Source organism: Risungbinella massiliensis, from assembly GCF_000942395.1.
Classification (GTDB): domain Bacteria; phylum Bacillota; class Bacilli; order Thermoactinomycetales; family Thermoactinomycetaceae; genus Risungbinella; species Risungbinella massiliensis.
Genome location: NZ_LN812103.1, coordinates 951422 through 977738, shown reverse-complemented (window position 1 = coordinate 977738; position 26317 = coordinate 951422). Strand labels below are relative to the sequence as shown.

At 37.1% G+C, this 26317-nt stretch carries 28 protein-coding genes and 5 pseudogenes; 7 read left to right on the top strand and 26 right to left on the bottom strand.

Annotation, left to right across the window (positions count from 1 at the left end):
* Positions 1-252: 252 nt before the first annotated feature.
* The 3 genes and pseudogenes from VJ09_RS16075 to VJ09_RS18165 all read left to right on the top strand — a co-directional run.
* On the top strand, positions 253-714 hold the full coding sequence (locus VJ09_RS16075; RefSeq protein ID WP_044642623.1) for an NUDIX domain-containing protein: 462 nt from the start codon (positions 253-255) through the stop codon (positions 712-714).
* A 21-nt stretch (positions 715-735) separates the two neighbouring features.
* Positions 736-1698: a hypothetical protein gene (locus tag VJ09_RS16070; RefSeq protein ID WP_044642622.1), complete on the top strand. Its 963-nt coding sequence runs from the start codon at positions 736-738 to the stop codon at positions 1696-1698.
* Between the two features lie 137 nt (positions 1699-1835).
* Positions 1836-2093 (top strand): annotated as a pseudogene (locus VJ09_RS18165) (transposase); the annotation flags it as partial.
* A 147-nt stretch (positions 2094-2240) separates the two neighbouring features.
* Here VJ09_RS18165 and VJ09_RS16060 read toward each other — a convergent pair.
* From VJ09_RS16060 to VJ09_RS16025, 10 genes and pseudogenes are all read right to left on the bottom strand, one after another.
* The gene (locus VJ09_RS16060; protein WP_147635532.1) at positions 2241-2684 is read right to left on the bottom strand and encodes a hypothetical protein; all 444 of its coding nucleotides are present in this window, start codon (positions 2682-2684) and stop codon (positions 2241-2243) included.
* A 120-nt stretch (positions 2685-2804) separates the two neighbouring features.
* Positions 2805-3044: a hypothetical protein gene (locus tag VJ09_RS16055; protein ID WP_044642620.1), complete on the bottom strand. Its 240-nt coding sequence runs from the start codon at positions 3042-3044 to the stop codon at positions 2805-2807.
* 52 nt (positions 3045-3096) lie between these two features.
* A complete protein-coding gene (locus tag VJ09_RS16050) occupies positions 3097-4752 on the bottom strand; it encodes a GmrSD restriction endonuclease domain-containing protein (RefSeq protein WP_082050616.1) in 1656 nt (551 codons plus the stop codon).
* Positions 4753-5235: 483 nt separating this feature from the next.
* Positions 5236-5403 (bottom strand): YhjD family protein, encoded by a 168-nt coding sequence (locus VJ09_RS18625; protein WP_154662378.1) that lies wholly within the window; start codon positions 5401-5403, stop codon positions 5236-5238.
* A 20-nt stretch (positions 5404-5423) separates the two neighbouring features.
* On the bottom strand, positions 5424-6269 hold the full coding sequence (locus tag VJ09_RS16045) for an ATP-dependent DNA ligase (RefSeq protein ID WP_044642619.1): 846 nt from the start codon (positions 6267-6269) through the stop codon (positions 5424-5426).
* A gap of 94 nt (positions 6270-6363) precedes the next feature.
* Positions 6364-6600: pseudogene (locus VJ09_RS18160) on the bottom strand (helix-turn-helix domain-containing protein); the annotation flags it as partial.
* A gap of 87 nt (positions 6601-6687) precedes the next feature.
* Positions 6688-7811: pseudogene (locus tag VJ09_RS16040) on the bottom strand (IS3 family transposase).
* 325 nt (positions 7812-8136) lie between these two features.
* Positions 8137-8940 (bottom strand): alpha/beta fold hydrolase, encoded by an 804-nt coding sequence (locus VJ09_RS16030; protein WP_044642618.1) that lies wholly within the window; start codon positions 8938-8940, stop codon positions 8137-8139.
* Between the two features lie 57 nt (positions 8941-8997).
* A pseudogene (locus VJ09_RS18620) lies at positions 8998-9186 on the bottom strand (helix-turn-helix domain-containing protein); the annotation flags it as partial.
* Positions 9187-10254, bottom strand: a complete 1068-nt coding sequence (locus VJ09_RS16025) for a tyrosine-type recombinase/integrase (protein ID WP_052807455.1) — start codon at positions 10252-10254, stop codon at positions 9187-9189.
* A gap of 314 nt (positions 10255-10568) precedes the next feature.
* Between VJ09_RS16025 and VJ09_RS16020 the strand changes: the two genes are divergently transcribed.
* Together VJ09_RS16020 and VJ09_RS16010 are read left to right on the top strand one after the other, a co-directional pair.
* Positions 10569-11129 carry a hypothetical protein gene (locus VJ09_RS16020; RefSeq protein ID WP_044642617.1) on the top strand — a complete coding sequence of 187 codons (561 nt, stop codon included), beginning with the start codon at positions 10569-10571 and terminating at the stop codon, positions 11127-11129.
* A 1546-nt stretch (positions 11130-12675) separates the two neighbouring features.
* A complete protein-coding gene (locus VJ09_RS16010) occupies positions 12676-13086 on the top strand; it encodes a hypothetical protein (RefSeq protein ID WP_147635531.1) in 411 nt (136 codons plus the stop codon).
* A gap of 33 nt (positions 13087-13119) precedes the next feature.
* On the opposite strand, the gene VJ09_RS16005 is transcribed toward VJ09_RS16010, so the two are convergent.
* Positions 13120-13338: a hypothetical protein gene (locus tag VJ09_RS16005; protein WP_044642614.1), complete on the bottom strand. Its 219-nt coding sequence runs from the start codon at positions 13336-13338 to the stop codon at positions 13120-13122.
* A gap of 209 nt (positions 13339-13547) precedes the next feature.
* Between VJ09_RS16005 and VJ09_RS18155 the strand changes: the two are divergent.
* A pseudogene (locus tag VJ09_RS18155) lies at positions 13548-13682 on the top strand (IS3 family transposase); the annotation flags it as partial.
* Positions 13683-13724: 42 nt separating this feature from the next.
* On the opposite strand, the gene VJ09_RS16000 reads toward VJ09_RS18155, so the two are convergent.
* Positions 13725-14864, bottom strand: a complete 1140-nt coding sequence (locus tag VJ09_RS16000; RefSeq protein WP_044642613.1) for a HEPN domain-containing protein — start codon at positions 14862-14864, stop codon at positions 13725-13727.
* Between the two features lie 48 nt (positions 14865-14912).
* Positions 14913-15278 carry a sigma factor-like helix-turn-helix DNA-binding protein gene (locus VJ09_RS15995; RefSeq protein ID WP_052807454.1) on the bottom strand — a complete coding sequence of 122 codons (366 nt, stop codon included), beginning with the start codon at positions 15276-15278 and terminating at the stop codon, positions 14913-14915.
* 247 nt (positions 15279-15525) lie between these two features.
* Here VJ09_RS15995 and VJ09_RS15990 point away from each other — a divergent pair, with 247 nt between their 5' ends.
* Positions 15526-17142, top strand: coding sequence for a recombinase family protein (locus tag VJ09_RS15990; RefSeq protein WP_044642612.1), 1617 nt, complete (start codon positions 15526-15528; stop codon positions 17140-17142).
* Here VJ09_RS15990 and VJ09_RS15985 read toward each other — a convergent pair.
* The 13 genes from VJ09_RS15985 to ylxM all read right to left on the bottom strand — a co-directional run bounded on the left by VJ09_RS15985 (position 17139) and on the right by ylxM (position 26204).
* Entirely contained in the window at positions 17139-18197 is a 1059-nt protein-coding gene (locus VJ09_RS15985; RefSeq protein WP_052807453.1) for a YifB family Mg chelatase-like AAA ATPase, read from the bottom strand. The two genes, VJ09_RS15990 and VJ09_RS15985, sit on opposite strands and share 4 nt — an antisense overlap.
* A gap of 327 nt (positions 18198-18524) precedes the next feature.
* The gene (locus tag VJ09_RS17770) at positions 18525-19235 is read right to left on the bottom strand and encodes an HAD family hydrolase (protein WP_052807452.1); all 711 of its coding nucleotides are present in this window, start codon (positions 19233-19235) and stop codon (positions 18525-18527) included.
* A gap of 47 nt (positions 19236-19282) precedes the next feature.
* On the bottom strand, positions 19283-19645 hold the full coding sequence (locus tag VJ09_RS15975; protein WP_044642611.1) for a YraN family protein: 363 nt from the start codon (positions 19643-19645) through the stop codon (positions 19283-19285).
* 38 nt (positions 19646-19683) lie between these two features.
* The gene (locus tag VJ09_RS15970) at positions 19684-20472 is read right to left on the bottom strand and encodes a ribonuclease HII (RefSeq protein WP_044642610.1); all 789 of its coding nucleotides are present in this window, start codon (positions 20470-20472) and stop codon (positions 19684-19686) included.
* Positions 20417-21334 (bottom strand): ribosome biogenesis GTPase YlqF, encoded by a 918-nt coding sequence (gene ylqF, locus VJ09_RS15965; RefSeq protein ID WP_044642609.1) that lies wholly within the window; start codon positions 21332-21334, stop codon positions 20417-20419. Before ylqF ends, VJ09_RS15970 begins: the two co-directional genes overlap by 56 nt.
* 60 nt (positions 21335-21394) lie before the next feature.
* Positions 21395-22033 carry a signal peptidase I gene (lepB, locus tag VJ09_RS15960; RefSeq protein ID WP_052807451.1) on the bottom strand — a complete coding sequence of 213 codons (639 nt, stop codon included), beginning with the start codon at positions 22031-22033 and terminating at the stop codon, positions 21395-21397.
* Between the two features lie 167 nt (positions 22034-22200).
* Positions 22201-22545 carry a 50S ribosomal protein L19 gene (rplS, locus tag VJ09_RS15955; RefSeq protein ID WP_044642608.1) on the bottom strand — a complete coding sequence of 115 codons (345 nt, stop codon included), beginning with the start codon at positions 22543-22545 and terminating at the stop codon, positions 22201-22203.
* A 108-nt stretch (positions 22546-22653) separates the two neighbouring features.
* Positions 22654-23394 carry a tRNA (guanosine(37)-N1)-methyltransferase TrmD gene (gene trmD / locus VJ09_RS15950; RefSeq protein WP_044642966.1) on the bottom strand — a complete coding sequence of 247 codons (741 nt, stop codon included), beginning with the start codon at positions 23392-23394 and terminating at the stop codon, positions 22654-22656.
* 9 nt (positions 23395-23403) lie between these two features.
* Entirely contained in the window at positions 23404-23946 is a 543-nt protein-coding gene (gene rimM, locus VJ09_RS15945; RefSeq protein WP_044642607.1) for a ribosome maturation factor RimM, read from the bottom strand.
* A 2-nt stretch (positions 23947-23948) separates the two neighbouring features.
* Positions 23949-24176, bottom strand: a complete 228-nt coding sequence (locus tag VJ09_RS15940) for a KH domain-containing protein (protein WP_044642606.1) — start codon at positions 24174-24176, stop codon at positions 23949-23951.
* A gap of 30 nt (positions 24177-24206) precedes the next feature.
* The gene (gene rpsP / locus VJ09_RS15935; protein WP_044642605.1) at positions 24207-24464 is read right to left on the bottom strand and encodes a 30S ribosomal protein S16; all 258 of its coding nucleotides are present in this window, start codon (positions 24462-24464) and stop codon (positions 24207-24209) included.
* A 35-nt stretch (positions 24465-24499) separates the two neighbouring features.
* Entirely contained in the window at positions 24500-25846 is a 1347-nt protein-coding gene (gene ffh, locus VJ09_RS15930) for a signal recognition particle protein (RefSeq protein WP_044642604.1), read from the bottom strand.
* Between the two features lie 28 nt (positions 25847-25874).
* A complete protein-coding gene (gene ylxM / locus VJ09_RS15925; protein WP_187118726.1) occupies positions 25875-26204 on the bottom strand; it encodes a YlxM family DNA-binding protein in 330 nt (109 codons plus the stop codon).
* Positions 26205-26317: the final 113 nt, after the last annotated feature.

Below are 26317 nucleotides of genomic sequence, written 5' to 3'. Positions count from 1 at the left end.
ATACCGAAAACCGCACTTATTAATCTAGATTATTTCTAACCTTCTTTCACTACCCAACACCTAAGACAGAATCACGTACACCTAGACACTTCGATCCAGTACGTTGTTCTGTCTTCTTTTTATCATATTGTAAAAGGAGGAGATAACTTAAAATCGCATAAGCACTCCCTTTAAAATATAATTTAAAAACGGGCTCCAAAAACAGAAATATCAGTATTCACTGTATCAACAAATAAAAGGGAGAGATTTTCTATGATGAAAACGATTTTAAAGGTTGTACAATCTATTCGCAAATTATATTGGTGGATAGCTCGACCAACAACCCGAGGTGTTAGAGCAATAGTAGTAAGCAATGAGAAGAAAGTACTTCTTGTGAAACATCGGTATTTAGAAGGCTGGTTCATACCTGGTGGTAAAGTAGATAGAAATGAGCAAGACGAAGCAGCGTTATTACGAGAGCTTTGGGAAGAACTTGGAATTCAAGAAGTAAAAAGTATTAAAAAGCTTGGAGAATACCAAAACAACTATGAATACAAAAAAGACACTATAGCAGTCTTCGTAGTGAAGTCATTTACACAAAGCCCAAAGAATCACTTTGAAATAGAAGAATACTCTTTTTTTGATCCACAGCATTTACCAAACGGAGTGTCGCCTGGAACACGTCGACGAATTGAAGAATGGCTAGGAAAGAAATCTATTGATCTCCAATGGTAGAAAGAAATGGAGGGAGATTCGATGAAGGAAGTTTACCTGGGTCCAGAATGTGATCAAAGATATATCAAGACTTATCTAGAGAATATCAGAAAGCTTGATCCGATCGAAATAGCTACTCTACCAAATCCTCTTAGTCTGGACGACAGAAACAAACTAGATAGTGTTATTGACAGTGATTTATTTTGGGAAAACGTAGATAAATGGTTATCTATATTTGAAAAGCGATATGCTTTTAAACCTACCATTGTGAATCCAAAAAAATACTATACGTCTCTGCCTGAAAAGATTTATGTAGTTGGAGGATTCCATGATCAAAGTAGTCTTGGTTATCAATATTGGTATCACGCCTCATTTGTCCTAGCTCTCAATAAAAATTTGGCTTCGAAAGAATTAAGAACAGTTGAGCTACTGCGTAGTTATTTGCATGACTGCTTACATCACTCAACATATAGATCTTTTCGAAGAGCAATACGTATTCCAGCAGAATCTCCACGAGTAGCTAAACATCGTTTACCCGAAATATATCGCGAACAGTATGGAATAAATTTCAGAAATCAAGATGGACATTCTTACTCTTCTCCCGAACTAACCATCCACTCTCCCAAAACAATAAACCTTAACCTTCTTATGGATGGTGTAATCGTTCTCGTTGTAGCAGAAATTTTGCAAGATATATTGAAAGAAGAAGTAACTCCGAAAGATCATCTTGAAAATGAGATTTTAAAAGAAATACTGGTTCAACCTTTTGATGCAACAACATTACCTAGAGCAAATAAATTTCACAGTGCTGTTACAGAACCTACCAAGAAATTTATAGATTTTTGGGGCGGTACTACTTTAATTACTCTTGTACTTCAAGCAATGGAATCTGGAAATCTTGATTACCTAAAGGATTTTTTCCAGAAAAGAACAGGGTTAGAGACCGCATGGGAGATGTTGTTTAGAGATCAAAAGTTTTCGTTGCCATTGAATTATACAGTATAAATAAAAATTATTTCTCAGAAAGAGGGACAAGAAATTAACAACAAAAAAGAGCCAAGCGAGATAATTGCCTAGCTCTTTTTTTGTTATATATCCCATTGTTGTATAAAATTACTATGGATAATTTTAATCTCCTCCCTAAAGCATGTGCAAAGCGTCTTGAGGATCTCCGAATCCAAGGCAGTCACTCAAGACGTGGAAACTGCTTTGACAATGCTTGTATCGAATCATTCTTCTCACATCTAAAAACGGAGAAGCTATATTTATTGCGCCCAAAAACGTTTGAACAAGCATATGATGCTGTTCAAGATTATATTTCGTTTTATAATCAAACCCGTTTTCAAGAAAAACTAAGCGGTTTTTCCCCGATAGAATTTCGTGAAAAAACCGCTGCATAATTCTCTTTTTTTAATGTCTACTTGACAGGGCTATGTGCAAGTCTACTCTTTTTTAAAACACACTGCTGTTTCCTCAACAACTGTAAGTACTCTGTAAAAATCTCTTTTTGACAAGCGAATCTTTTAAAAGATAATGAAAGATTTGTCTTAGGAAATAGAAGTTAATGCTATAATCTTAATTACTTCTTCAAAATCGTTTTGTATTATATCTGAACATGTCTTAAATTTACTTGGATCTCCATTTTTAAAGTCGAATTCTAAATTTATGCAAAATTGTAGAATGGTGGCAAGTAAGAAATTCTCTTCTGTTTTAACTGCCTCTTCATACTCTTTTAAACGTACAGTAAATAATAAATACAATTTGTCGGCTTGTATTTTTTTAAGATATTCATTCAATTTATAATGAACAGAGTTAAGAATTTGATCTTTTGTATCTGGATAATCTTTATACTTTGCCCATGTCATAAAATCAGCAATAAAAAATTTTAGAGCGACAATTTCATTGTAAACTCTGTTTTTACTTAAATTGGGGTTTAGTTCGTTAATTTTATCTTCTACATCTGTGGAGACATTTAAAATAAACTCTAGCAACCTTAGATCTACGTTTTGATTAAAAATATTATCTATTATAAGTCCCCCTATTAAAGCAGAATTATGAAAATAAAAATGGATCAATTAAATTCATTAAGACAATTGGGTGCTTATATAGTATCATCCTATTTTAAAAATGCCACTATTAGCAATATAAAAAAACCAAATCTCATGGGAGGCAAAAATGATCCAGGAAAGAGTACATGGAAGAACATCAAGCAACCGTTCCTCATCAAGTTCAAGTAATTCCAATACTCCATGTTCAACTTTGATCTTCTCAATGTATTTATCAAGTAACTCTATCCTTTCTTGTCTTTCCTTTCGATTCATAAACCGTTTTTCATCTTCCAACCAAACCATTGTATTACCTCCTAATAAAAAAACATCGGAAATTTATCCGATGTTTCTCTTCTTATTCATTAAAATAGATTCGTTTTCGTAATTCTCTACAAATGATCTCAGCTCTAGCATTAATAAATTTGTCATAATCGTTATCAAGAACCCCAAACTCTGTAACATCTTCGATTAAATGAGACTTTAAGGAGTTCTCTAAATCCAAGTTCTCATCTGCAAAATGCATAATATAATCTGCAGGTGATTTGTCTCTAATGACTTTTTTATTTAAATGATCATCTACCATTGTTATGTTCAATACATGATTAACCATTTTATCTTCGTATCCTTTTCTTCTAAGATACGACTTTGGGAAAAAGTGATGATAATTCTTACTCGTGCTTCTAGTTAGCCATGTATTCCCCAAGACAACTGTTGAATTATCAACAAACGACTTAGGATTATAAGAAGCAAATAGGCAAATAATTGCTTTTGAAAATCCTTTTGTTGGAGTAAAGGATTTTCCTTTCTCAATAAGAAACATAGGAGTAAGATCTAGCTCTACGTCATAAAATGGTTGATACCCAGAAGCAATTGCTTGCATCTTTTTAAGATCTTGCAATAGTAAATGCTCATTATGTCTTGAATATCTTTCAGTAAGTGCTGTTCTCCAGAAAAACTCTTGTAAACACTTTCTTTGAAATTCCGTAGGTCTTTCAGGATGAATATAGAAGAAATACACATACGGAATAAGCATTTGATTGTATGGGATCAATTTATAAGATACAACAGAGAATTGAGCTTTAATATAATCAATCGCTTTCTCTAAAGATGATATAATCTTGTCCCAATTTGCAATTAGGTTTTGCTTTTCTAAACCCAAAATTGTTTTTTTCCTGGTGTCACCTTCATTTAAAACTGCACTTACTATTTGTAATAAGGCTGAGTTACTTAATTCACCGTAACCCACATCCTCTAATCTTTTATTTAGTATCTCTTGCTTTTCCACTAAATCAAATCCAGTTGCTCTATCATATGTTTTTGCACACATTATTTCAAACACCGAAAGTTGCTTTCCACCTACATTTAATCTAGTAAAAGCTTCAGTTGCTATTTCTAAACTGGCATTTTTGAGAACTATAGCAGAGAAAGAGTAGTTCATAATTCTATTTTTATAGTATTGGAGTTTTTCATCAAGATCTTCTGAATACCTTCTCCATATAGTCCCACCGTTTATTAAGTTTTGTATTGAGATATAAGTACCTGCATCTCTTTCACTTATATCTGTAAAAACAATCTCTTCTGTTGGTTCAGCAATTAAATCAACATATATTTGAGAAAAATCATCAATTTTATCTCCTCTTGCTATTTGCAAACCTTGGAGTGCTGCATATAAGCTTGTTATCCTTTGCTGCCCATCAAGAACATATTGGCAAACATGTCCTTCTTTTGTATCAGGTAAATTATCATTACCAATATTTCTTATGCTATATAGATACTCTTTAGTTTCCCACAATGTAAATGAACCTATGGGGTATCCTTTAATAATAGAGTCCAGTAATTTAGCTGATTCTTCTATTGACCAAACAAATTCTCTTTGAAAACGTGGAATCTTAATAGATCCGTCTTGTATAGCGTCAATCAATGGATCAAATTTAAAATCTTTGTTTTCTAACTGTATCATTTTTGCACGTAAATTTACTCTGTTGTTTTCTGGATACAATTCTAAGTACATTTCAATGTTCCTTTCATGATTAACTAGAAATAATTAGCAACAATTCCATATCATAAAGTATTTTTAAATATTTAACAAGAATATTATTATTGACTTTCCATATTAATATTTAAAATTAGCTATTTTATTACCCCCTCAAAAATATCTGCTGCAATTGTAATCCCAAGCATAGAAACAAAGATCCAAAATATAACGGATATTAGACAAAAGAAAAAACGCTGTGCAATATCTACACAACGTTTGAAGAACTCATATATTCGATTTTTCAAAGCCCTATACTTTCGCCTTATTTTTGTTTCTCTTGACAAACATTGTTTATATACTCCTTAAATAATTCTTCACAAGTAACTTTCATGAACTCTCCCAAATAGACAGCTCGATTCTCATATGCTTTATACAAATAACTTACAGTAAGAGTTTGATCTTCTTGTTTCTTATCCAATATCCGAGATCCAGTTTTTCTGAAATAGGTTCGAATGCTAGCTAGTCTTTTATAATCCGATCCATGATTGAGTCCAATAACAACAAATAGATCTTTGCCATTTTTAGCTCACTTAGTTGTTGTCTATCGCGACCCAGAACCTTTATTAGTAACTCTAAATGAATATAACGCTTTAGCTCTTTCTGAAAAGAACGATATTCTTCGTCCAAATTGTGCTGCTCCCATCTTGTTATAACAAGTATCTTTGAAAAACAGGTATACGGATATATCCATTCTTGGTTCTTCCTCTGGATTTTACTTCTATTTTAATTTGTGGATCTAATTGAATCTTATCCTTATTCTCCTCTATTTTCAGTTGATCTACCACACTCCAAAGAGCCTTTCTTTCTTCTGGTGGAAAGGGAAACTCAATGATTCCAGCAGGTTTCCCATCTAGGAAGGAAAGAAATACTCCAGGTTCTCCTTTTCCTATGCCTGTAATCACTACATCGTCATAGTGATAATTAATCACTTTCTGCCAACTCCAGGATCTCTTTCCTATCTCATATTTGGAATCCTTTTGTTTTAAAACAATGCCCTCCAAATCTTGCTGACAGACAAGAGAAAATAGATCTTCGCTTCTTCCTTCGATAAATCTAACTTTAGATATGGTTTCAGTCTCTTCAATTACTTTTTCTAAGATCTCTTTTCGTTTAAGTAAGGCGAGATTTGTGAAATTATTTCCTCGTAGATGTATTACGTCGAAAATTACAAATTGTACTGGTAGATTGGAAAGCAACAATTTCTTTGTCCCTTTTGAAGTTGTTGAAAATCGTTTCATGAGAGATTCGAAATCAGGTTTTCCCTTACTATCTGTAACTACTAGTTCACCATCAAAAATAGAGTTAGGTGGTAAGGAATTAGCTACCAGTTCAGGAAATCGGTTCGTACAATCTATTTGATGTCTAGAATATATTTTTGTTTCATCGTTGTATGTAGAAAGTATTATTCTCATACCATCTAATTTAAGTTCACTTAAATAACCATTATTTTCATGTAGCTCCGTTTTTTGTAATAACATCAGGGGAACAAACATTCTTATCACCTGTTCTCATTGTAGCACTTAATGGTATCGAAATAATTTACAATTAAAGGGAAATACAAACAAAAAAGACCACCGCTAAGGGTAGTTATTTTTGTTTTTTATCTAATTCACAGACTTTTCTTTCGTTGATCGCTCTGTATAGACTACCTTGGGAAACTCCAATACTTTTTACAATTTCGCTTATGCTGTAGTCTCCTGAGTCATACATCCATAGAGCTAATTTTATTTTATCCTTATCAACCGATGGACGACCAACTTTCTTGACACGTCATTTGGATGCTTCTATGCCTTCTTTGATCCGTTCGGCGATTTGGTTTCTTTCAGTTCGGCTCTATGGTGACTCCTCTATAATAAAGTGATTTATTTTATTGTAGCAGAGCAACTACATCTATGGACTGTCAACAGTAAACTAGACAGTTTTTTTAAGGTGTATCAACTTGTACTCCATAGGGGTTAGATAGTCTAAGGTACTGTGAATACGAACATTGTTAAACCAGTTTACGTAGTCAAATAATTCTAACTCTAGTTGTTCCAGGCTTTTAAAACGAGCATTCTTAACAAACTCTGTTTTCATTATCTTAAACATAGCTTCTGCTACTGCATTATCATATGGTGAGCCTTTTAGGCTCAACGAGCGTTGGATCTGGAAGGTTTTGAGTGCTTCATCCATTAATTTGTTTTTAAACTCATTTCCTCTATCAGTATGGAAAAGTTGGACTTTTCATAGGTCTTGTTTAATAGAAGAAAGAGCACGATACACTAGCTGTGCGTCTTTCTTAGGACCAGCACTATATCCAATAATCTCCCGATTGAAAAGATCAACAAAAACACAGATATAATGCCATGTTTGCTTCACTCGTACATACGTTAAATCGCTTACAATCACTTTTAATGCTTCATCTTGATGAAACTTTCGATCCAACAAATTTGCATGATTTGACTCGTTACAGGTACTTCGGCTCTTTTTGAACTGGGCGATGGTGTACTTTGAAATAAGCCCTTGTTGGTTCATGATTCGTCCGATTCGTCTTCTAGAAATGATCCATCCCCGTTTTTTTAATTCCACTTTAATTTTTCGTGTACCATAGGTTAGACGGCTTTTTTGAAAGATGTCTACGATCACAGACGTGATCGTATCCTTCAAGGACTTTCTATTCTTTTTTTCATAATAGTAAGTGCTTCTAGGGAGTTGTAGGACTTCGCACATTGCTGATACTGAGTATTTGTGACGATTATTTCGGATCACATTTACTTTCGTCCCATGATCAGCGCGGCTTGCTTTAAAATATCGTTTTCCATTCGTAAACGTTGAAGCTCTTTCCGAAGCTGAATTAATTCAGCTTCTTCGGTTGTTCGGTTGTCCTTTTCTTTAAAGGAGCAACTGTTCTGACTCTGCCTGATCCACTTATCTACAGCAGATGGAGTAAGATCATACTCTTTGATAATTTCACTTCTTGGTTTCCCACTTTGATGCAATTGAACAATTTGGTGTTTAAACTCCTCGGTAAAAGTACGTCTTTTTCTTCTTGTCATAATCAATTCTCCTCGTTTCATGTCCCTTTGAAACAAGTGTAATTGACCTTATTTTTTCTGTCCAATAAACTGTAACCTATCCACTATGGTTTTTTGTTTGGGTGTTATTCTCCAATGAAAAAAGAATAGAACTAATAAAGATAAAAAGATTAATAGCTTACTTGAGAGCTGAATGCTAAAAAGGGGTAATACCAGCGAACGTGTCATTACCCCATTAAGCTATTTTAAACTCTACCTCAGGATAAGTTTTGAGGAAAAATGAGCAAAGAATGTACTGACTGACCCCAGAAGTTAGATTGGTGTGAGGAATTGACCTCACACCTTTTTAGTTTAGAAACGATTGAATTTCTTTTTCAACCTTATCAGGTTGATCCAGTTGTAAATTGTGACCAGCGTTTTCCAGAATCACAGTCTGGATATTTGGAAGGCTATCTTGGATTGATAGCGCATCCTCGAAACCGACTACGTTATCTTGCTTACCAAGAACCATAAGAACTTCGGTTGTGTATGTTGAATCAAACAGTATTGACTCGAAAGAAAATTGATAACCATTGGACTGATAGTTGTTTAAATAGTCGAATTGAGCTATTTGTAATGCAGGGTAGATTTCCTCTAAATATCTAATGAAAGAATTTTTCGTAATATTTACTGCCATTGATTCATAGTCCTCAAAAGCTATTTCATTTCCTGAATAATCAATTTCTTCCCGAACCGCAACTTTTTTTTGAGGTAACTTTCTCTTTTGAAAATCTGCTACGATTACGGGAGCTAGTAAGACTAAACGATTCACTTGATGTGATAGTTTTTTAGTTATTCCAATCGATAAATATCCACCATATGAATTACCAATGACAGAAAACTTCTCTTTTCCAATTACTTCATCGATAAAGGAAATAAGTAATTCCAGTAATTCATCAGCGTTATGGATATTTGAAGGCGCTGGAGATTTACCCATGCCAGGAAGGTCGATATAGATTCTTCTGTATTCCTTAGCGGAATGTTTTAATACGTTTTCAATGGTGTTAAATAATATCCTGTGGTCTACAGCAAATCCGTGTAAGACAAGTAACGGCTCACCGTTGCCAACGACTTCGTAATAGAGCTGTGTGTCTTTCTTTTTAAAATACAAACTAAACACTCCTTTTTGTAACTTTCCTTACCGAGAGTAGAAATAAGTATTTAATTGTTACCTTTCGGATAATCTTCGGTACAAAGCCGACCTTGAAACATTCGTAATTTCACAAATTTGCTTCACAGTCATTTTTCCTTCTCGATAAAGCTTTACTGCATAGTTAATCCCAGCATGTTTATCGTGATATTTCTTGACTCTTCCGCGGTATTTACCTTCCTTTTTCGCTAAATTAATCCCTTCACGTTATCTTATATCACTTATCATTTCAACAGCTTTTCTCAACTCTTTTTCTGATGGCGTGGTATATCGTCTAGTTGTCTCGATCGATTCATGACCTGCTAGCGATGCAACATTTTGAATATCTATTCCTTGATCAATTAATGATTTACAAAATGTGTGTCTTAGGCAGTGGGCGGATACCTCTTTATCCTCCACCACTCTGAAATACTTCCTAAGTTGATCATGAATTCCTTGTCGGGTTATTGGTGTCCCTTTTCTTGTAATAAACAGCTGCTGGCAATCAACTTCACCACGTAGTTTCTTCCATTCTACATAACTATTAATAAGATCCTTGTTCATAGGTACAAGCCGCCATTTTCCACCCTTACCAGCAGTAATAGTTACTCTCCAATGATTTTCATCTATGGCCATTAGATCTAAATCTTTTACTTCACTAATTCTTAACCCTGCCTTTAACATGAATAAGACCATCGCCATATCTCTTGCTTTTTTCCATTCATTTGTCCCGCTCTCAATAGCATGGAGAATTCTAGCTACCTCTTTTCGCTCTAACCAGCGAGGAGCCTCACTTACTTTGGAGGACCTTTTCGTTTTAACCTTTTTTGTAATATCTACAGTAGCTAAATTTGAATCAATGAGGAAATTCCAAAATACCTTTAATGAGGAAATTCGCTTGTTGATCGTAGCTGGAGCAATCTTTTCACCTACTTGCATATGCTGCTTCCAATCTTGCATATCCAAAGTAGTTACATCGCAAGGAGCAAACTTCGTATCATTTGTTTCTTCAAACCAATTAATAAACTGTTGTACTGATCTTTTGTACACTTCAATAGTTAGCGTCCCTTTTCCATCTTCCTGAAGCCACTTTTCGAACTGATCAAGATAGTAAATAACAACCCTCTCCTTACTAACGTATTCTGTAAAGTTAGGTATATCTAAATTATAGTGTATTCTGTAAAGTAATTTCAATAGTTTGGGAATAAAAAATATTACAGAATTCATATTCTGTAAAGTAAATAAGAACGAGTTTGCGCCAGGGGAAAATCTCAAAAAGAGACCTGGGAGATCCAATGGCTGCTCACCACAATTCTATGTTAGTTATATACCAAACATAAATGTACACGGAGTTGATTCATCCAGGGCATCGGTTCAAAAGGATAAGGTGATAGAGGAGCGCGGTCCAGGACTGGGAGAAAGGCGGAGGGGGGAGTATGGACAATGAGCAGTGCTACAATTAGGTCCTATAAATCAATAGTAGTAACTCTTTAGGAGCTTTTATATATTAGATCAAGAGTCGGAGTTTTGTGTGAAGATTAATACCTTGATATTACAGTAGTTTGATATCATTAAGATGAACAATTTAAATAGAAAAGGAGATTTATCTTTTGAAGAAATTATCTTGTTTAGTGATATTACTTATTATGGGTTCTCTACTAGGTGGTTGCAAAGCCAATAATCTAAATGAAGCAATAAGGAAAGAACTTCCCGAAGTTCAAAAAGTAATCCATACTGAACAGATTAATGGATATACAGTAGTAATGTTTTTAACTAAATCGGATAAAGAGAAATTCCCATTCTCTGATTTTAATGCATTGGCTGTTTCTTTATTTAAAGGGAATGACACAGACGGATGGGTTTTGGAAAAATATAAGGGTTGGGCTCACAATGAAAACAAAAATATAACTGTATATAGAGAACGTTTTACTATTGAGAAAAGTGATGGGCATGTAATTGCAGTAATACCTATAATATTCGGGGAAATTAACAATGCAAATATAAGCTCAGTGGAAGTAGCTGGGGAAAATGGAGGGTTTACAAATGCTCAAATATTTCAATCAAATTATGGGAGGTTTTATTTTAAAATAGGGAATTTTACTACAGTTAAATGTTTATCTAAGGAAGGGGAAGTAGTTTGTCAGCAAGGTAACAAACTAAAAAATTCATAATAAAAAATTATTAATCCAGAATAAAGGAAGTCAAACTCCAAACAAAGACAGGGAATTTTGCTTTGTTTGGAGTTTAGGAATAATACAATCATGAGCAATAATTAATTTTCTGATTAATAAATATGTTATAATAGATTCTGAATATTATTTCGATAACTTCTTATTATAGGTTATCAGAATATAACAAAACATGGTGGTGACTCGATGAAATTTAAAAGTATTTTCCTTTTAGTCTTAATGGTTGTTTTTACTGCTTCTACTTTTATAACAGAAGCAAATACTTCTATTGATCCTATGACTAGAACACTACTATTTATTGATGAGCAAGGAGAGCATGCAATAAACCATATTCAAAGTAACAGACAAGAAAAATCCTATGGAGAAATAAATAAGCAGCTAAATACCAATAAATTAAAAGTAATCCCAACTAAAGTTAATAAGTTAGATCAATATAAAGATTTTACTGATATCGCAATTAATGTAGACCAAGTATCTAGCAATGCTAATCTAATGAATACCCTAAAAAAGCTAAAAAAAGAGGGTAAAAAGATTTACCTCTTCGGAAAAAATGTCACACCAAAACAATTTGAGAGCTTGGTAGGATTTGATAACTCCATTGAAGTTTTAGATCAAGCAATGACAACAGAAGAGATAGAGAGAAGAAAAAGAGAAAAGCTAGAAAAGCCACGACAACTTTTACTTCCCGAGAATTATCAAGTAATAGGTTTTAATTTCGGGACAGGTTCGAAAAATCCTCTTATGCTCTCCAGTATTGAAGGAGAAAATCCAACACTGCAATCCCATATGTACTTAAATGCTGTTTTAAGTTCTATTGCAAGAGAAATGCAAAAAGTTGATGATATTAAGATCCAGGAATCAGCCAGCTTTTATTTCAGCCCAGACTATACAACATATTTTTATACCGCAGGTGGAAGCTTAGTAGGATCCGATAATACAAATTATGAATTACTAAAAGATACTAGCGAAACAATTAGTGACTACGACTATATTACACTTAAGGATCTTTCACAGATTAAAACATACGATACTTTAGTCAATGAATTAGAAGTTTTAGTAGTAGATCACGATGTTCCTTATGATGTAGACAATTTAATAGATTGGGCACCCAAAGATACAGTTGACCAAACGTTAGTTCAAATAAGCCTTCCATGGGGAATTTCATATCAATTTACAAATAGTGGAGCAATCTCTATAGATGATATAAGTGATCGTGAACTTGATTTTGGACGTTGGCTCATTAATGAATCTGATATTCCTGATACTTTAAATTTCGTTCCCAGTATCCAAGTACATAGTTCTGGGAGTCTTGTCCTTTTAGATATTAGACGGGATTATAATTTTTATCGATATGGATATAACGAAGACGTTTTTGACTCTATATGNATTAGAGGGGATTATATTTTTTATCGATATGAATATAACGAAGACTTTTTTGACTCTATATGGATACCTGTTAAATATAATTATTAGTAATAAAACCGCCTATATAGGCGGTTTTTTTATTACATTAAAGAAAGAAAGGACCATGCCAAAAATAACAAAATTCCTCCAGGATCGATTGGTTAAGGAAAGGAAGCGATGGAGGGAGATCTTTCCTAAGGAAGATAAGGGTTATTATGTTTTCAATACAGATAAGATAATGGCTATAAAAGTACCAAAAAGGGGCAAGAATGCTCTGTTTAAAATACATGAAGAAGTGGATCCACAAACTAACTTGTTTCATCGGGATCTACTAGCAATGATATTCCAGTACCGTAAAGCTGTTCCTAACTCATTCACTCGAATAAATAAACTTCTTCATGCAGCACCACTTGCAAAGCTACTTACTGATAGTGAATTTGAATCCCTTAGAGAATTTATTTATTCTATTCCTCCAGGATATGACTTGCATCCAATTATTCTACCTCATTCAGAGTTTGGATCTGTGGTATCGTAGGCATTTAATAGAAATCTAGTTAAGTTAAGCAAATTAATCAAACAGACTCAACTGATGTCCATGATCAAACAGACGCTGGAACTCTTTTTGAGTAAACACTCTACCTCCGATATGTAAGCCATCAATTAATACAATCTCATCAAATACTACTTGGATATTACGTGTTGTGATTGCCTGAATTGTTGCGGTTATATTTTCATACGGAGTACCTGTTTTCCCGTACCAAATATCATCCATTTGAAACGCAGACATATCACCACCACCTTTCGTAGTGAATTCGCGTTTGAGCAGTAGAACCCTTTCAATAAGAGGTAATCTATTTTATTGGTTTTCTGGTTAGACGAATACGAAATGAAGGAATAGTTCTTTATAAAATGTACTTTAGAATGGAGATAGAGAGGGGTTAGAATATTTAGGGTGGATTCTTATCTATCTAGGTTATAGAAAATANGAATGCTCGTTTTAAAAGCCTGGAACAACTAGAGTTAGAATTATTTGACTACGTAAACTGGTTTAACAATGTTCGTATTCACAGTACCTTAGACTATCTAACCCCTATGGAGTACAAGTTGATACACCTTAAAAAAACTGTCTAGTTTACTGTTGACAGTCCAAGGTGGCAATCGTAAGACAAATTTTCAGGAAAACTTCTTTTCTTTTAACCAATTATCTAATTCAGTTAAACTTTTAAAAGTAGACAATTGTTCATCCGTTAACAACTTTTTTATAATATCCCGAATAACTAACACTGCATTAAATAAATAACGCTCGTCCATATCTTTCGTTCTCCCATGTACAATACTTGACCTATTATCATATAAATCTGTTATGTACTTAAATATTTCAATACGATCTTCAACACTGTTTTTCAAAAGAAATGCACTAAAATCAGCTAGTCTTCCTCTCACTGCTTCTGACTTAGATGAAAATAATGCCTCTAAAGCAAAGGCTAGTTGAGGAAGGCATTTTTTTGGGTCATTAAAATCTGCTAATCCTTTTCCTATCCATTCTACAGCTCTTAAAATTCGATCTTCCATCTCATATAAGTTTTCCTTATTTGAAAGCTCCCAGATTTTATCAAACTCAGTTTCAATAAGGTCATTAAGATCTATTTTTACCTGTGAATCTCCTTTAAGGGTTAAATGTGAATAATTACTTTCTGAAATACATATTCCACTAAGTGCTTCATAATTAGATGTTCTTCGAAAAAATCCATACTGTCCACGAGCAAAAGCAGGATTTTGGAACCTCAATATATTTGCCAATTGTCTTAATTTTTGATCTGCAGATTCGAAAGCCTTTTTTGACTCGCGTGCAACTACTTTCATTTTAACTACTACAACTTCATCATCAAACATCGAATCTAACATATCTTGTTCAAAAGAGTCTGGTTTGGTTCTTTCAAAATTAAGTTGTTCTTTATGATATTTATAATTATAAAAAGTAAAAGGTCCTAATTCTTTTGGACTATCATCATTTAAATATAATCCATAAAGAGGTCTGTAAACCTTCCATTTTCCTTTTTTATATCTATTTTTCAAATCACTAACAAATGCTTCAATATCTTTTTCATCAATTTCAATACTTTTATCGAGCTTTTGTATAAGCTCTTCCCTTAATTTTTTATCCATAAATTCTCTTGAAATAGTTTTGTTAAAATCACTAATCTCCATAAAATTATCTACCAAAGTATACGTATCCATGAGATATAATCCTGGTCGGCATTCGAGTCTTTTGTTATACAAATCTTCCATAATTTCTAACTGTTTTTCATACATAATAAAGACTCCTTTACTGAAATTTATTTCAGTATATCAAAAATAAGCCTATCCTATAAAGGATAAGCTATTGCTCCTATGTTTAGCCATCTTCTTTTCTGCTCTCTCGATCATCTTCTGTACTGTTCCTTTAGCAACTCCTAACATTCCTGCAATCTCACTGAATGATAAACAATGTCCTCTGCTCATGAGATATACTTCTCTTTCTAATGTTATCAGAGTGCTGAGGGCTACCTCGATCCTTTCCTTATCCATTTCACTAACCATATTATGTTTCTCTTTATCTTTATCTATCATCTGATAAGGAACATTTTTAAAACTAGTTATCTCATCCTCACCCAGACTATAAAAGTATTGTTGTATTAGAATCGGATCAAAAGGCTTTTCTCTCTGATAAGCTGCAAGCCTCTCCAATCCACGACGACTATTTGGTCTTCGTGCTACGGTCTTATTAAAACTTATTAGAATTGGTCCATAGACTATTAAATAGAAACAGAGTGATTGATAACTTCAGAGAGCAAACTACTTTTTTCTAATAATGAATAGAAAAAGACGTAAAACGTGGAGAAAGAAAGTACTTTCAAGACATTTAGTAAGCAGTTTTTTTGTACGTAACTACGAGATATAATAAGAATATTAAGATAGAAAGGACCTATAACATATGAAAGTAGCTGTATATGTTCGAGTATCTACCGATGATCAACAAGATCGCGGTACCATCGAAAACCAACTAGAGTTTGCACGAAAGTATTGTGATCTCCACCAATTCGATGTAGTCGAATGGTATAAAGACGATGGTGTATCTGGAACTCTCCCTCTTGAAGAGCGGGATGCCGGAGCAAAATTACTTAATGATGCTACTAAAAAAAATTTTGATTTGCTTCTGATATATAAACTAGATAGACTCAGTCGATCAGCAAGGGTTACTTTAAATGCAGTACATGAACTAGAAAAATACGGGATCAAAATTAAGAGCATGACAGAACCTTTTGACACAGGTGATCCAAACGGTAGATTTATGCTAACTATGCTAGCAGGGGTAGCAGATCTCGAAAGAGAGACCATCTTAGAACGTATGTGGTATGGAGCAAACCGTGCAGCAAGAGCGGGGAAATGGCTTGGAGGAATCGTCCCTTACGGGTATCGTGTGAACCATGATGGATTTTTGGAGATCAATGATGATCCAACAGACTCGGAAATGAGTGAAAAAAAAGTCATTGAGCTAATATTTCACTTAGTAGGTGAAAAACGATGGTCTACTATCAAGGTATGTGATCATTTGAATGATTTAGGAATCCCCCCACACTACGCTAGGGATAATCGAAAAATTACCAAGAATAAGCGTAAAAAAAATACTATTGGGATCTGGCATCCTGGGCGAATCCGTACTATCGTAATGAATACTACCTATATGGGTGTCCACTATTATGGCCAAAGATCAACTAAGGAAAGGGAAATCATTGAGAGAAAAGTTCCCGCAATTATTTCAAGCGATCTATGGAAGAAAGCACAAAATACATTGAAGGAAAATCAAATCTTCTCCAAGAAAAATGCAGTCCGCCATTATTTATTGTCAGGACTTATCAAATGTGGAATCTGCGGGCTCACTTACCATGGACAAGCTTTCAAAGGTCCGAAGGGTAAGTTGAAACAGTATTATCAATGTAATGGAAAACTGAACTATATTTCAAAGAAGATAAATCGTTGTGAATCAAAAAACCTAAATGGTGAATGGATCGAGAAGATAGTCTGGGACTACTGCGTATCTTTTATTCAAGAACCAAGCAGAGCACTAGAGGAGATCTCAGCTACCTTCGAAGAAAAGAAAAACGAACATGATTGGGAAATGGATTTAAAAATTTTAACAAAGCAGCTGAATGAATTAGACAATGAAAAAGAAAGCATCCTTGATCTGTTTCGTAAAAAAATGATAACCAGTGATGACGTGGAAAAACAGTTTGGGAAGATCCAAGCGGAGCGTGATCAACTGAGTAAGAAAATCGAGGAAATAACTCATCTTCGAGATTTAGAAAACGATAGATTCAAAGGATTTCAATCAGTTGAAGAATTACTTAAATCCCTAAGATATAAAATATCGCAAGAGTTAACAGATGAGGAGAAAAAAGAGATCGTTCGAACACTAGTTAAGAAAATCACAGTAAATACCATCTTTGATGGTGAAGAAAAAGTAGATCCGTCAAAGCAACGGGGAAGGAAAAAAGCATCAGTCGAGGTCGAATTCCATTTCTTAAAACTACCTTCTTTCCATAGTAATTAACTACACAGACAAGGGTTCATCGAGGCCACTAACATAATTTCGGCAGGAAACGTATAGACTGCTTTTGCTCGGCCAAGAGTAATCTCTTGATCTTCAAGTGGTTGCCGAAGGACTTCCAAAACGGTCTTAGAAAACTCAGGTAGCTCATCCAAAAACAAAACACCTCGATGTGCCAAACTTACTTCGCCTGGTTTGGGAACAGCCCCACCCCCAACAAGACCAGCAGTAGAGATCGTATGATGTGGCGAACGAAAAGGACGCTCTTGTACCAATTTCCCTCGTTCCGTTGTCAGTCCAGCAATGGAGCTGATCTTGGTCACTTCCAATGATTCTTGGACACTCATCTCAGGTAAAATAGTCGGAATACGTCGTGCGAGCATCGTTTTTCCTGATCCTGGAGGTCCTATCAATAGCAGATTATGTCCTCCTGCTGCTGCCACCTCCATCGCTCGTTTTACATGTTGTTGCCCACGCACATCACTGAAATCCGCTGGAAATGTCATCTTTTCTTCCGTTGCTGCTTCCTCTTGAATCGTGGGTATCCATTCTCCTTTCGCATAGAGGATTGCTTCTTTTAAGTTGGAGATGGGGATAATCTCGATCCCTTCGACAAGTCTGCCTTCTCCGACATTTTGTTCGGGTAAGAGAACCTTTTCTAACCCCTTATTCTTACTGGCCATCACCATTGGAAGAACACCATTTAGTGGGCGTAACACTCCATCGAGAGCTAACTCTCCTAACAAAAGGGTGTTTTCTAGACGTTTGCCTTCTATTTGTCCACTAGCAACTAAGATTCCCATTGCGATCGCAAGGTCTAAACCCGATCCTTCTTTCCGTACATCGGCTGGTGCTAGATTGGTAGTAATCCGCTGTAAGGGAAAATTGGCTCCACTATTTTTGATCGAGGCACGTACCCGCTCCTTCGACTCTCGTACCGCTGAATCCGGTAGTCCTACCATATCAAACATAGGTAATCCATTACTTATATCTATCTCTACTTCAATGAGTAGACCTTCAATCCCTAAGATCGTACCGCTCCACATTTTGGAATACATACAAAAAAGAACCTCCTCTAGATGAGATTCCTTATTTTTCGTCAATTTTTGTCGAATTCCTGCTCGTAGATTAAATTATCAATCGCCGCTTTACAAAAAGTTAGTTTGTTTTATGTATCAAATCATATCATTAATGAAATTATAATATTTCGACTTATAGCACAACACAATCTATTAGTGAGGTAAACTACATGAAGGAATTTTTTCCGTTTATTATTATTCTACTTCTATCCATCGTTTTTATCATTTCTTATATTACTATGGCTCTTTCCTTGTTTTTATTGTGAATTTGGTTTATTTCAAGATCTTGAAAACAAAACCTTAAACCTAAGAGCTTGGCTCCCCATTCAACCATGGATGATCCAAAAGCTCCGATAATGAGTGTATTCTCTCTGTTATTTCCACCATCTCAAGTGAATCAAGGAGTAATGCACGCATACCGGACCTCTGTGCACCTAAAAAGTCAGCATGGTAGGAATCCCCTATGTGAAGAATTTGCCTTGGAGGAAGTCCCAGTTGAGCGATGGCATGTTGAAAAATAAAGGGAGATGGTTTCCTTACTCCAATCCAATCGGAATCAACAATAACATCAAAGTAATGAACGATCCCCAAGTCTATTAAAACTTTCTGCAACGTTCCATCCCAATTAGAAATAACCCCTAACCGATAGCCTCTCTCTTTTAGTTCTTGAATTATTTCCAACCCTCCATCGGTAACCTGAATCTGTCTTGATAGCTTAAAACGATTTGTGTGAAGTAGATTCACAATATATCTTTCACTCTCTTTTGGAGAGATTCCTAGTGAAGATAAACCAATGGAATAGTACACTTTTCGATATTCATCCGAGTGGACATAAGACTTATCGTGTCTCCACTTTTCATAGAAGCGCTCACTTTCTCTAGTCGCTTCTTTCCACTTTCTTTCTGGAAACGCCTCTTGTACCACTTTCTCTACCATAACACGAAATAACTGATTTTTGGGAACCCCATATACATCTAACAAAGTATGTCCAGCATCAAAAAAGATCGCACGAATCACCAAATCCCCCCAATAAAAAAGCCTCTAGCAAAAATAGCTAGAAGCGATTAAAATGCAGCTGGAATATGCTGTAGTTCTTGGATCTCTCTCTGTCCATTTAACAAGACCGATACTACATCAAACCGAAGTGGTTTGGAACCGATCATCTGCTGGTTTTGTAGGTATTGCAAAGCCAAACGACGCACTTTATGTTGTTTACGAAAATCGACCGATTGGTATCCATAACCAAACTGTTTACTACTAGTGGTACGTACTTCAACAAAAATGATCGCCTTTTGATCTGTTGCGATAATATCTAATTCACCAAGACGAGTAGACCAGTTCCTATTTAGGATTTGGTAGCCTTGGTCTTCTAGGTGTCGGGTTGCTGCCTCTTCCCCGATTCTGCCAATTTCTTTGCGTGGGTCCATTGCCACTGTTCACCACGTCTTTCTATGTAAGAGTAAGCTTAAAAAAGGCTGGGAGTTACATACTTTTGGACAGGAGCAAAGCTTTTGCGATGAATGGGAGTAACTCCGTATTGTTCTAATGCTTGCAAATGCTCAGGGGTACCATATCCCATATGACGATCAAAACCGTATTCTGGATACTTTTCCGCAATCCGCATCATCCACTCATCACGAGTTGTTTTGGCAATAATGGAGGCTGCTGCGATCGAGTGGCTTAGGCTATCGCCCTTGATCAATCCTTGTTGCGGAATAGCAACCTTTGGGATCGTAACGGCATCTGCTAAAATATGATCTGGAATTGGTTCCAATTGTGATAGAGCTACTCTCATTGCTTGGTATGTTGCCTGTAAAATATTAACACTGTCTATATATTCTACATCTATGATGCCAATTCCCACTGAAAGGGCATCTTTTTCAATCCTTTTTTTTAAATCCGCTCGTTGTTTTGCTGTTACCTGCTTGGAGTCATTTAACCCTGTTACCTCAAAATTCTCAGGTAAGATAACAGCAGCAGCTACCACAGGACCCGCAAGAGGACCACGACCTGCCTCGTCCACTCCCGCAATATAGTGAAACCCTTTTTGGCGAAGTAGAGTTTCGTATTTCCACATACGTTTTAGTCTAGCAAACTCTTGTTGCTCTTTTTCTTGTCGTTTTTGATAAGTAAGTAAAAGTTTCTGTACTCCTACTCTCTCATCAGACTGGAGTAATTGCAATGTACTCTCATCTAACTCAGTCTGTTGATTCAACCAATCCTTCAGATCCGCCAGCCTCTTCGGAATCTCCATTCTCTTTCTCCTCCTGATCACTAGCCCATTCAAAGGTCAGACGTCCCAATCTGCCTGATCGAATATCAGTGACAACAATCTCTGCTGCTTTTTCGATGTTCACCGTTCCACCACGTTGCATACAGCCGCGTTTTTTCCCAATCGTCTCCAAAATTTCATGAGGCTCGCCATCTAAATCCGTTAGTTTATAGCGCTCTTTCAATTGCTCTGGATACTTTTCACATAGAAGTTGAATTCCATAGACAGCAACTTCATCAACTGGCAAGATCTCTTCTTTGATGGCATTGGATAATGCTAATTTTAAACCAACGGTTGGATCTTCAAATTTGGGCCATAAGATACCAGGTGTGTCTAATAACTCGATGATGCCTCCTACGCGAATCCACTGTTGAGCACGCGTAACACCTGGTTTATCCCCTGTTTGTGCAGCAGTTCGTTTCGCAAGGCGATTAATCAGCGAAGATTTTCCTACGTTTGGAATCCCAATTACCATTGCTCGTACTTTTTGAGAGGCAATCCCTTTACTTTTGCGTCTTTCAAGTAGCTCTTTTAGAACAGATTGTGCTTTGGCAGGAATCTGTTGTACCCCTTTACCTGTTTGAGCATCGACTGGATGTACGGAAATACCACGCTCTTTAAAATACTGAATCCAAGCTTTCGTCTGTTTTTCATCTGCCAAATCTGCTTTCGTAAGCAAAATAAGGCGTGTTTTGTGAGCAATTACCTCTTCAATCATCGGATTTCGACTCGACAGAGGTGCTCTAGCATCTAAAAGTTCAAGTACAATATCTACTTGTTTTAACTTTTCTCCTACTTGCCTTCTTGCTTTGGCCATATGACCTGGGAACCATTGAATACTCATCACAAATTTCCTTTCTTCCAAAAACAAAGCATGATCGAGTGGTCGACCATGCCCAAATGGTTATTTACTTGAGACAGAACCTATATTGGAAAATGGCCAGTAAACAAAAGAAGCCTTTCCGATCAACTCATCTTGATCGATTAATCCGATGAGTTCGCTTCGGCTATCCGCACTCTCAGGACGATTGTCTCCCATAACAAAATATTTTCCTGTTGGAACTTCTGTCTCAGGAAAATCTTCTGTAACGACCTCTTTGTCCAAATAAGGTTCGGTTAAAGGCTTGCCATTCAGGATCACCTTGCCATCCTTTGCTTGGATCTTATCTCCAGGTAAGCCAATAATCCGTTTAATGAGATCTTTTCCTTCTTTTGTTTCAAAGACAATGATATCTCCGCGTTCTGGATCTCCCAGTTTGTACGCTACTTTGTTGATCATCACTTTATCACCTGGTTGAAGCGTCTGAATCATAGAGCGACCACTTACCGAAGTAGGTTCAGCGAGAAAGGTTCTAATTAGGACTGCTAATAGAAGAGCAACACCTATTGCAATAAGCCAATCTTTTGGGCTATTTTGGCTTTCTTCCCTATTTCGTTTTGAACGTCTCTCATTCCTGCCGCTTCCACGGGGTGGGAATGAATCGGTCTTGCCTCTATTGCTACGCAAACGCTCTGACCGAGGTGGTAGAGAACGATTATCCAAAAAAGGATCCTTCCTTTCGATCCAACATTTCTCTCACTATAACATACTGGTTGGCCGAATAAAATTTCCTGAAGATTTCTCCACTAAATCGTTTCATTCTCTGTAAAATACCTTTTTCTTCAACAAAAAAAGGCTTGACTCCAAAGAGCCAAGCCCCAAAGAACAGACTATCGTCTTTCTTTGATACGAGCAGCTTTTCCGCGCAATTTGCGGAGGTAGAATAGTTTCGCACGGCGAACTTTCCCGCGACGAACTACATCAATATGATCCACACGTGGGGAATGGAGAGGGAAGGTACGCTCTACGCCTACTCCAGAAGACATCTTACGAACCGTAAAGGTTTCGGAGATTCCACCACCACGACGTTGAATCACAACCCCTTCAAATACCTGAATACGCTCGCGTTGTCCCTCGACAACTTTTACGTGAACACGGAGAGTGTCCCCAGGACGGAATGCAGGTACATCAGTACGAACTTGTCCTTCAGTCACACCTTTTAGAGTTGGATGCATGGTTTTTCCTCCTTTCGATCTTTGTTATCTGGTATTTCTCTTACGATTTCGGTCGCACATTCGGACGGAACGGACAATATTCTATCACAGCCCACAGCCAAAGACAATTTAGGATCTTTGCTTTCTAGCTAACCCCTGCAGAAAATTGCGATCTTCTTCCGTGAGAGGAGCTGTCTCCAATAAATCAGGTCGCTTCTCCCATGTGCGAGTAAGAGCTTGCTGGCGTCGCCATGTCTCAATATTCTGGTGATGTCCAGAAAGTAAGATGTCCGGCACCTTCAGACCCTCAAAATCTGCTGGTCTGGTGTAATGCGGATACTCCAACAAACCAGTGGAAAAAGAGTCTGTCACGGCTGAGCTATCATTGCCCAGCACGCCAGGAAGCAAGCGGCTAACACTATCTACTACGATCATAGCAGGTAGTTCTCCACCTGTTAGCACATAATCCCCAATTGAGATCTCTTCTGTTACCAGATGAGTACGAATACGCTCATCGTACCCTTCATAGTGTCCACAGAGCAAAATCAAATGGGAATGTTGAGCTAGTTCTTCCGCTTTTTTCTGCGTTAAGGTCGCTCCTTGCGGAGACATCAGCAAAATCGGAGGTTTTTCCTTCCCTTCTTCTAGGAGAGACTCGACTGCTCGAAAGAGTGGTTCTGGCTTTAAGACCATTCCCCCTCCACCACCATATGGAGTGTCATCCACTGTATGATGTTTATCAGTCGCAAAATCCCGAAAGTTGATAAGGTTTGTCTCCACGATCCCTTGCTGTTGTGCCCGTTTGATGATGCTAGTGCCAAGAAAGCCTTGGAACATTTCAGGGAATAAGGTTAAGATATCAAAGCGAATTTGTGCCAATTATGCCAATCCTTCCATCCAGCGGATGGTAACCCGCTTCTCTGAAATGTTTACTTCTCGCACTATCTCTTCAATAAAGGGAAGCAAGATCTCTTTTTTATCCTGAGAACGGACTACCCAGACATCATTTGCAGGGAGAGATAAAATATCTTGGACTGTTCCCAGCTCTTCCCCTTCTTCTGTTACCACAAGAGATCCAAGCACTTCATCGTAGTAATACTCATCTTGGCCATCCTCTGACTGAAGACGATCATCTCCAGAGACAGCTAAGCGAGCATCCCGCAAATGTTCGACATCATTGATGTTATGATACTCCGCAAATTTTACAATGCGGACATTCTTATGTCGTCTACTCTTTTCCACGGTGAGCGTCATTGGTTCTTTTTGCTTGGGTAAAAAGAGAAAGAGTTTGTTCCCTTTAGCGAAACGTTGTTCGGGAAAATCAGTGTTCTCTAAGATGCGCAGCTCCCCGCGAATGCCATGAGTATTGACTATTTTTCCGATATAGAGATAAGTTGAGGACTGCGCTTTCTCATTAGACACTGTTAGTTCACCTCGATCAAGATACGCTTAGGAGTAGATTTGCTGTTGGCGAGAACCAAAGTACGAATCGCTTTGATCACTCGCCCTTGTTTACCGATCACTTTGCCACGATCTTCTTTGGACACAGTTAGTCGGAACACCACTGAATCCGCCTGAGGAATCTCTTCTACAGAGACTTCCTCTGGTGAATCGACGAGTGACTTCGCGATCAGGACGATTAATTCTTTCATCCGATACCTCCGTACATCCTTATCGCACCATTACTTTTGAACCTTTTCCAAAATGCCCTCTTTTTTGAGCAGGTTTTTCACAGTTTCGGAAGGTTGTGCACCCGTGTTCAACCATTTAAGAGCTTTTTCTTCATCGATTTTGACGGTAGCTGGTTGAGTAAGTGGGTTGTAGAAACCTAATTCCTCGATAAAGCGACCATCACGTGGTGCACGAGCATCCGCTACTACCACACGGTAGAAAGGAGCTTTTTTCTGACCCATACGTTTTAGACGAATTTTCACTGCCATTGCTAGTTCACCTCCTTAAACAGGGTATGGTTGGGTTATCCCATGAATGGGAACTTAAAGCCTTTGCGCTTTTTCTTGCTCTTTGCCATCGAAGAGAATTGTTTCATCATCTTCTTCATGTCTTCAAATTGTTTTAGAAGACGATTGACCTCTTGGACTGGTCTTCCGCAACCTGCCGCAATTCGTTTACGACGGCTTGCATTGATGACCTCAGGATGGTCTTTCTCTTCTTGCGTCATAGAGCGAATAATTGCCTCTACATGTACAATCTTTTTCTCATCTACATTCAAATTCTTGAGCCCTTTGAGTTGACCCGCTCCTGGTAACATCGCGAGCATATCCTCTAGTGGTCCCATTTTGCGAACTTGTTGAAGTTGATCAAGGAAGTCATCTAGTGTAAAGGATTGACTTCTCATCTTCCGCTCAAACTCTTTGGCTTTTTCTGCATCAACTGCCGTTTGAGCTTTTTCAATCAGACTAAGAACATCACCCATGCCCAGAATCCGGGAAGCCATCCGATCTGGATGAAAAGGTTCTAGTGCATCTGTCTTTTCACCAAGACCTACAAACTTAATCGAACAATCCGTTACCGATTTAACAGAAAGTGCCGCACCACCCCGGGTGTCCCCATCCAACTTGGTCAATATTACACCAGTCAATCCCATTTGTTGATGGAAACTTTCCGCTACATTGACCGCATCCTGCCCTGTCATGGAGTCCACTACCAGTAAGATTTCATGCGGATTCACGTTTTCTTTTATCTGCTTTAGCTCATCCATCATGTTCTCATCAATGTGTAATCGACCAGCAGTATCTATTAACACATAGTCGTGCTCATTGGCTTTCGCATGAGCAATCGCTTCCGTGGCAATTTTGACTGGACTTTCTTGATCCCCAAGGCTAAAGACTGGGATCGAAAGTTGTTCCCCAAGCACTTGGAGCTGACGGATTGCCGCTGGACGGTAGATATCACCTGCTACCAAAAGAGGTCGGTGATTTTGTTTTTGAAGGAAACGAGCCAATTTACCAGAACTCGTCGTTTTCCCTGCTCCTTGGAGACCCACCATCATGATGACAGTTGGCGGCTTATTCGCTTTAGCGAGCTTTGCTTGCTCCCCACCCATTAACTGGGTTAGCTCTTCGTTTACCACCTTGATCACTTGCTGACCAGGAGTTAGGCTCTTGAGTACTTCTTGTCCTACTGCACGCTCTTTAACACGATTGACAAACTCTTTTACGACCTTAAAGTTAACATCCGCTTCCAAGAGAGCTAGCCGCACTTCACGCATTGCCTCTTTGACATCCGCTTCCCCAACTTTTCCACGGCCACGTAGTTTGCTCATCACCGATTGCAAGCGTTCTGACAAACTTTCAAATGCCATTGTCTCTCACCTCCTCTGGTCTGTTTCCCTAATCTAATTCTAGCAAATGAGTCAAAATGGTTTCTACCTCAGATGGTTTTTCTATATCTTTCAATAAATCTTGTAATTGTTGAATTTTTGCTTGCCGTTCTCTATATTTCGCTAATAGTCCTAATTTCGCTTCATAATCAGACAAAACAACTTGTGCACGTTTTATTGCTTCGAAGATGGCCTGTCTGGATACTTCTTGATGCTCGGCAATCTCACTCAAAGACCAATCTTCTTGGTAGTAGAGTTCTAATAACTTTTGTTGTTTGGCGGTGAGTAACACACCATAAAAGTCATACAGAAGGTTCACTTCCGTGGTTTGATCTAACACGGAATCACTCATCCCCTCTGTCAAGGAATTAATGTTTACAGGTAACTATAATACAGAGCTAAAAGTAAGCTGTCAAGTATTTTTCATTTACAGCTTCAAAGCAACTGAAATCA

Excerpts from the sequence above, each read along its gene's own strand:
- VJ09_RS16075 (WP_044642623.1), top strand. The coding sequence starts at position 253 with ATGATGAAAACGATTTTAAAGGTTGTACAATCTATTCGCAAATTATAT.
- VJ09_RS16070 (WP_044642622.1), top strand. The coding sequence starts at position 736 with ATGAAGGAAGTTTACCTGGGTCCAGAATGTGATCAAAGATATATCAAG.
- VJ09_RS16055 (WP_044642620.1), bottom strand. The coding sequence starts at position 3,044 with ATGGTTTGGTTGGAAGATGAAAAACGGTTTATGAATCGAAAGGAAAGA.
- VJ09_RS16050 (WP_082050616.1), bottom strand. The coding sequence starts at position 4,752 with ATGTACTTAGAATTGTATCCAGAAAACAACAGAGTAAATTTACGTGCA.
- VJ09_RS16045 (WP_044642619.1), bottom strand. The coding sequence starts at position 6,269 with ATGTTTGTTCCCCTGATGTTATTACAAAAAACGGAGCTACATGAAAAT.
- VJ09_RS16010 (WP_147635531.1), top strand. The coding sequence starts at position 12,676 with ATGCCAAAAATAACAAAATTCCTCCAGGATCGATTGGTTAAGGAAAGG.
- VJ09_RS16005 (WP_044642614.1), bottom strand. The coding sequence starts at position 13,338 with ATGTCTGCGTTTCAAATGGATGATATTTGGTACGGGAAAACAGGTACT.
- VJ09_RS16000 (WP_044642613.1), bottom strand. The coding sequence starts at position 14,864 with ATGTATGAAAAACAGTTAGAAATTATGGAAGATTTGTATAACAAAAGA.
- VJ09_RS15990 (WP_044642612.1), top strand. The coding sequence starts at position 15,526 with ATGAAAGTAGCTGTATATGTTCGAGTATCTACCGATGATCAACAAGAT.
- VJ09_RS15985 (WP_052807453.1), bottom strand. The coding sequence starts at position 18,197 with ATGTATTCCAAAATGTGGAGCGGTACGATCTTAGGGATTGAAGGTCTA.
- VJ09_RS15975 (WP_044642611.1), bottom strand. The coding sequence starts at position 19,645 with ATGGACCCACGCAAAGAAATTGGCAGAATCGGGGAAGAGGCAGCAACC.
- VJ09_RS15970 (WP_044642610.1), bottom strand. The coding sequence starts at position 20,472 with ATGGAGATTCCGAAGAGGCTGGCGGATCTGAAGGATTGGTTGAATCAA.
- ylqF (WP_044642609.1), bottom strand. The coding sequence starts at position 21,334 with ATGAGTATTCAATGGTTCCCAGGTCATATGGCCAAAGCAAGAAGGCAA.
- rplS (WP_044642608.1), bottom strand. The coding sequence starts at position 22,545 with ATGCATCCAACTCTAAAAGGTGTGACTGAAGGACAAGTTCGTACTGAT.
- VJ09_RS15940 (WP_044642606.1), bottom strand. The coding sequence starts at position 24,176 with ATGAAAGAATTAATCGTCCTGATCGCGAAGTCACTCGTCGATTCACCA.
- rpsP (WP_044642605.1), bottom strand. The coding sequence starts at position 24,464 with ATGGCAGTGAAAATTCGTCTAAAACGTATGGGTCAGAAAAAAGCTCCT.
- ffh (WP_044642604.1), bottom strand. The coding sequence starts at position 25,846 with ATGGCATTTGAAAGTTTGTCAGAACGCTTGCAATCGGTGATGAGCAAA.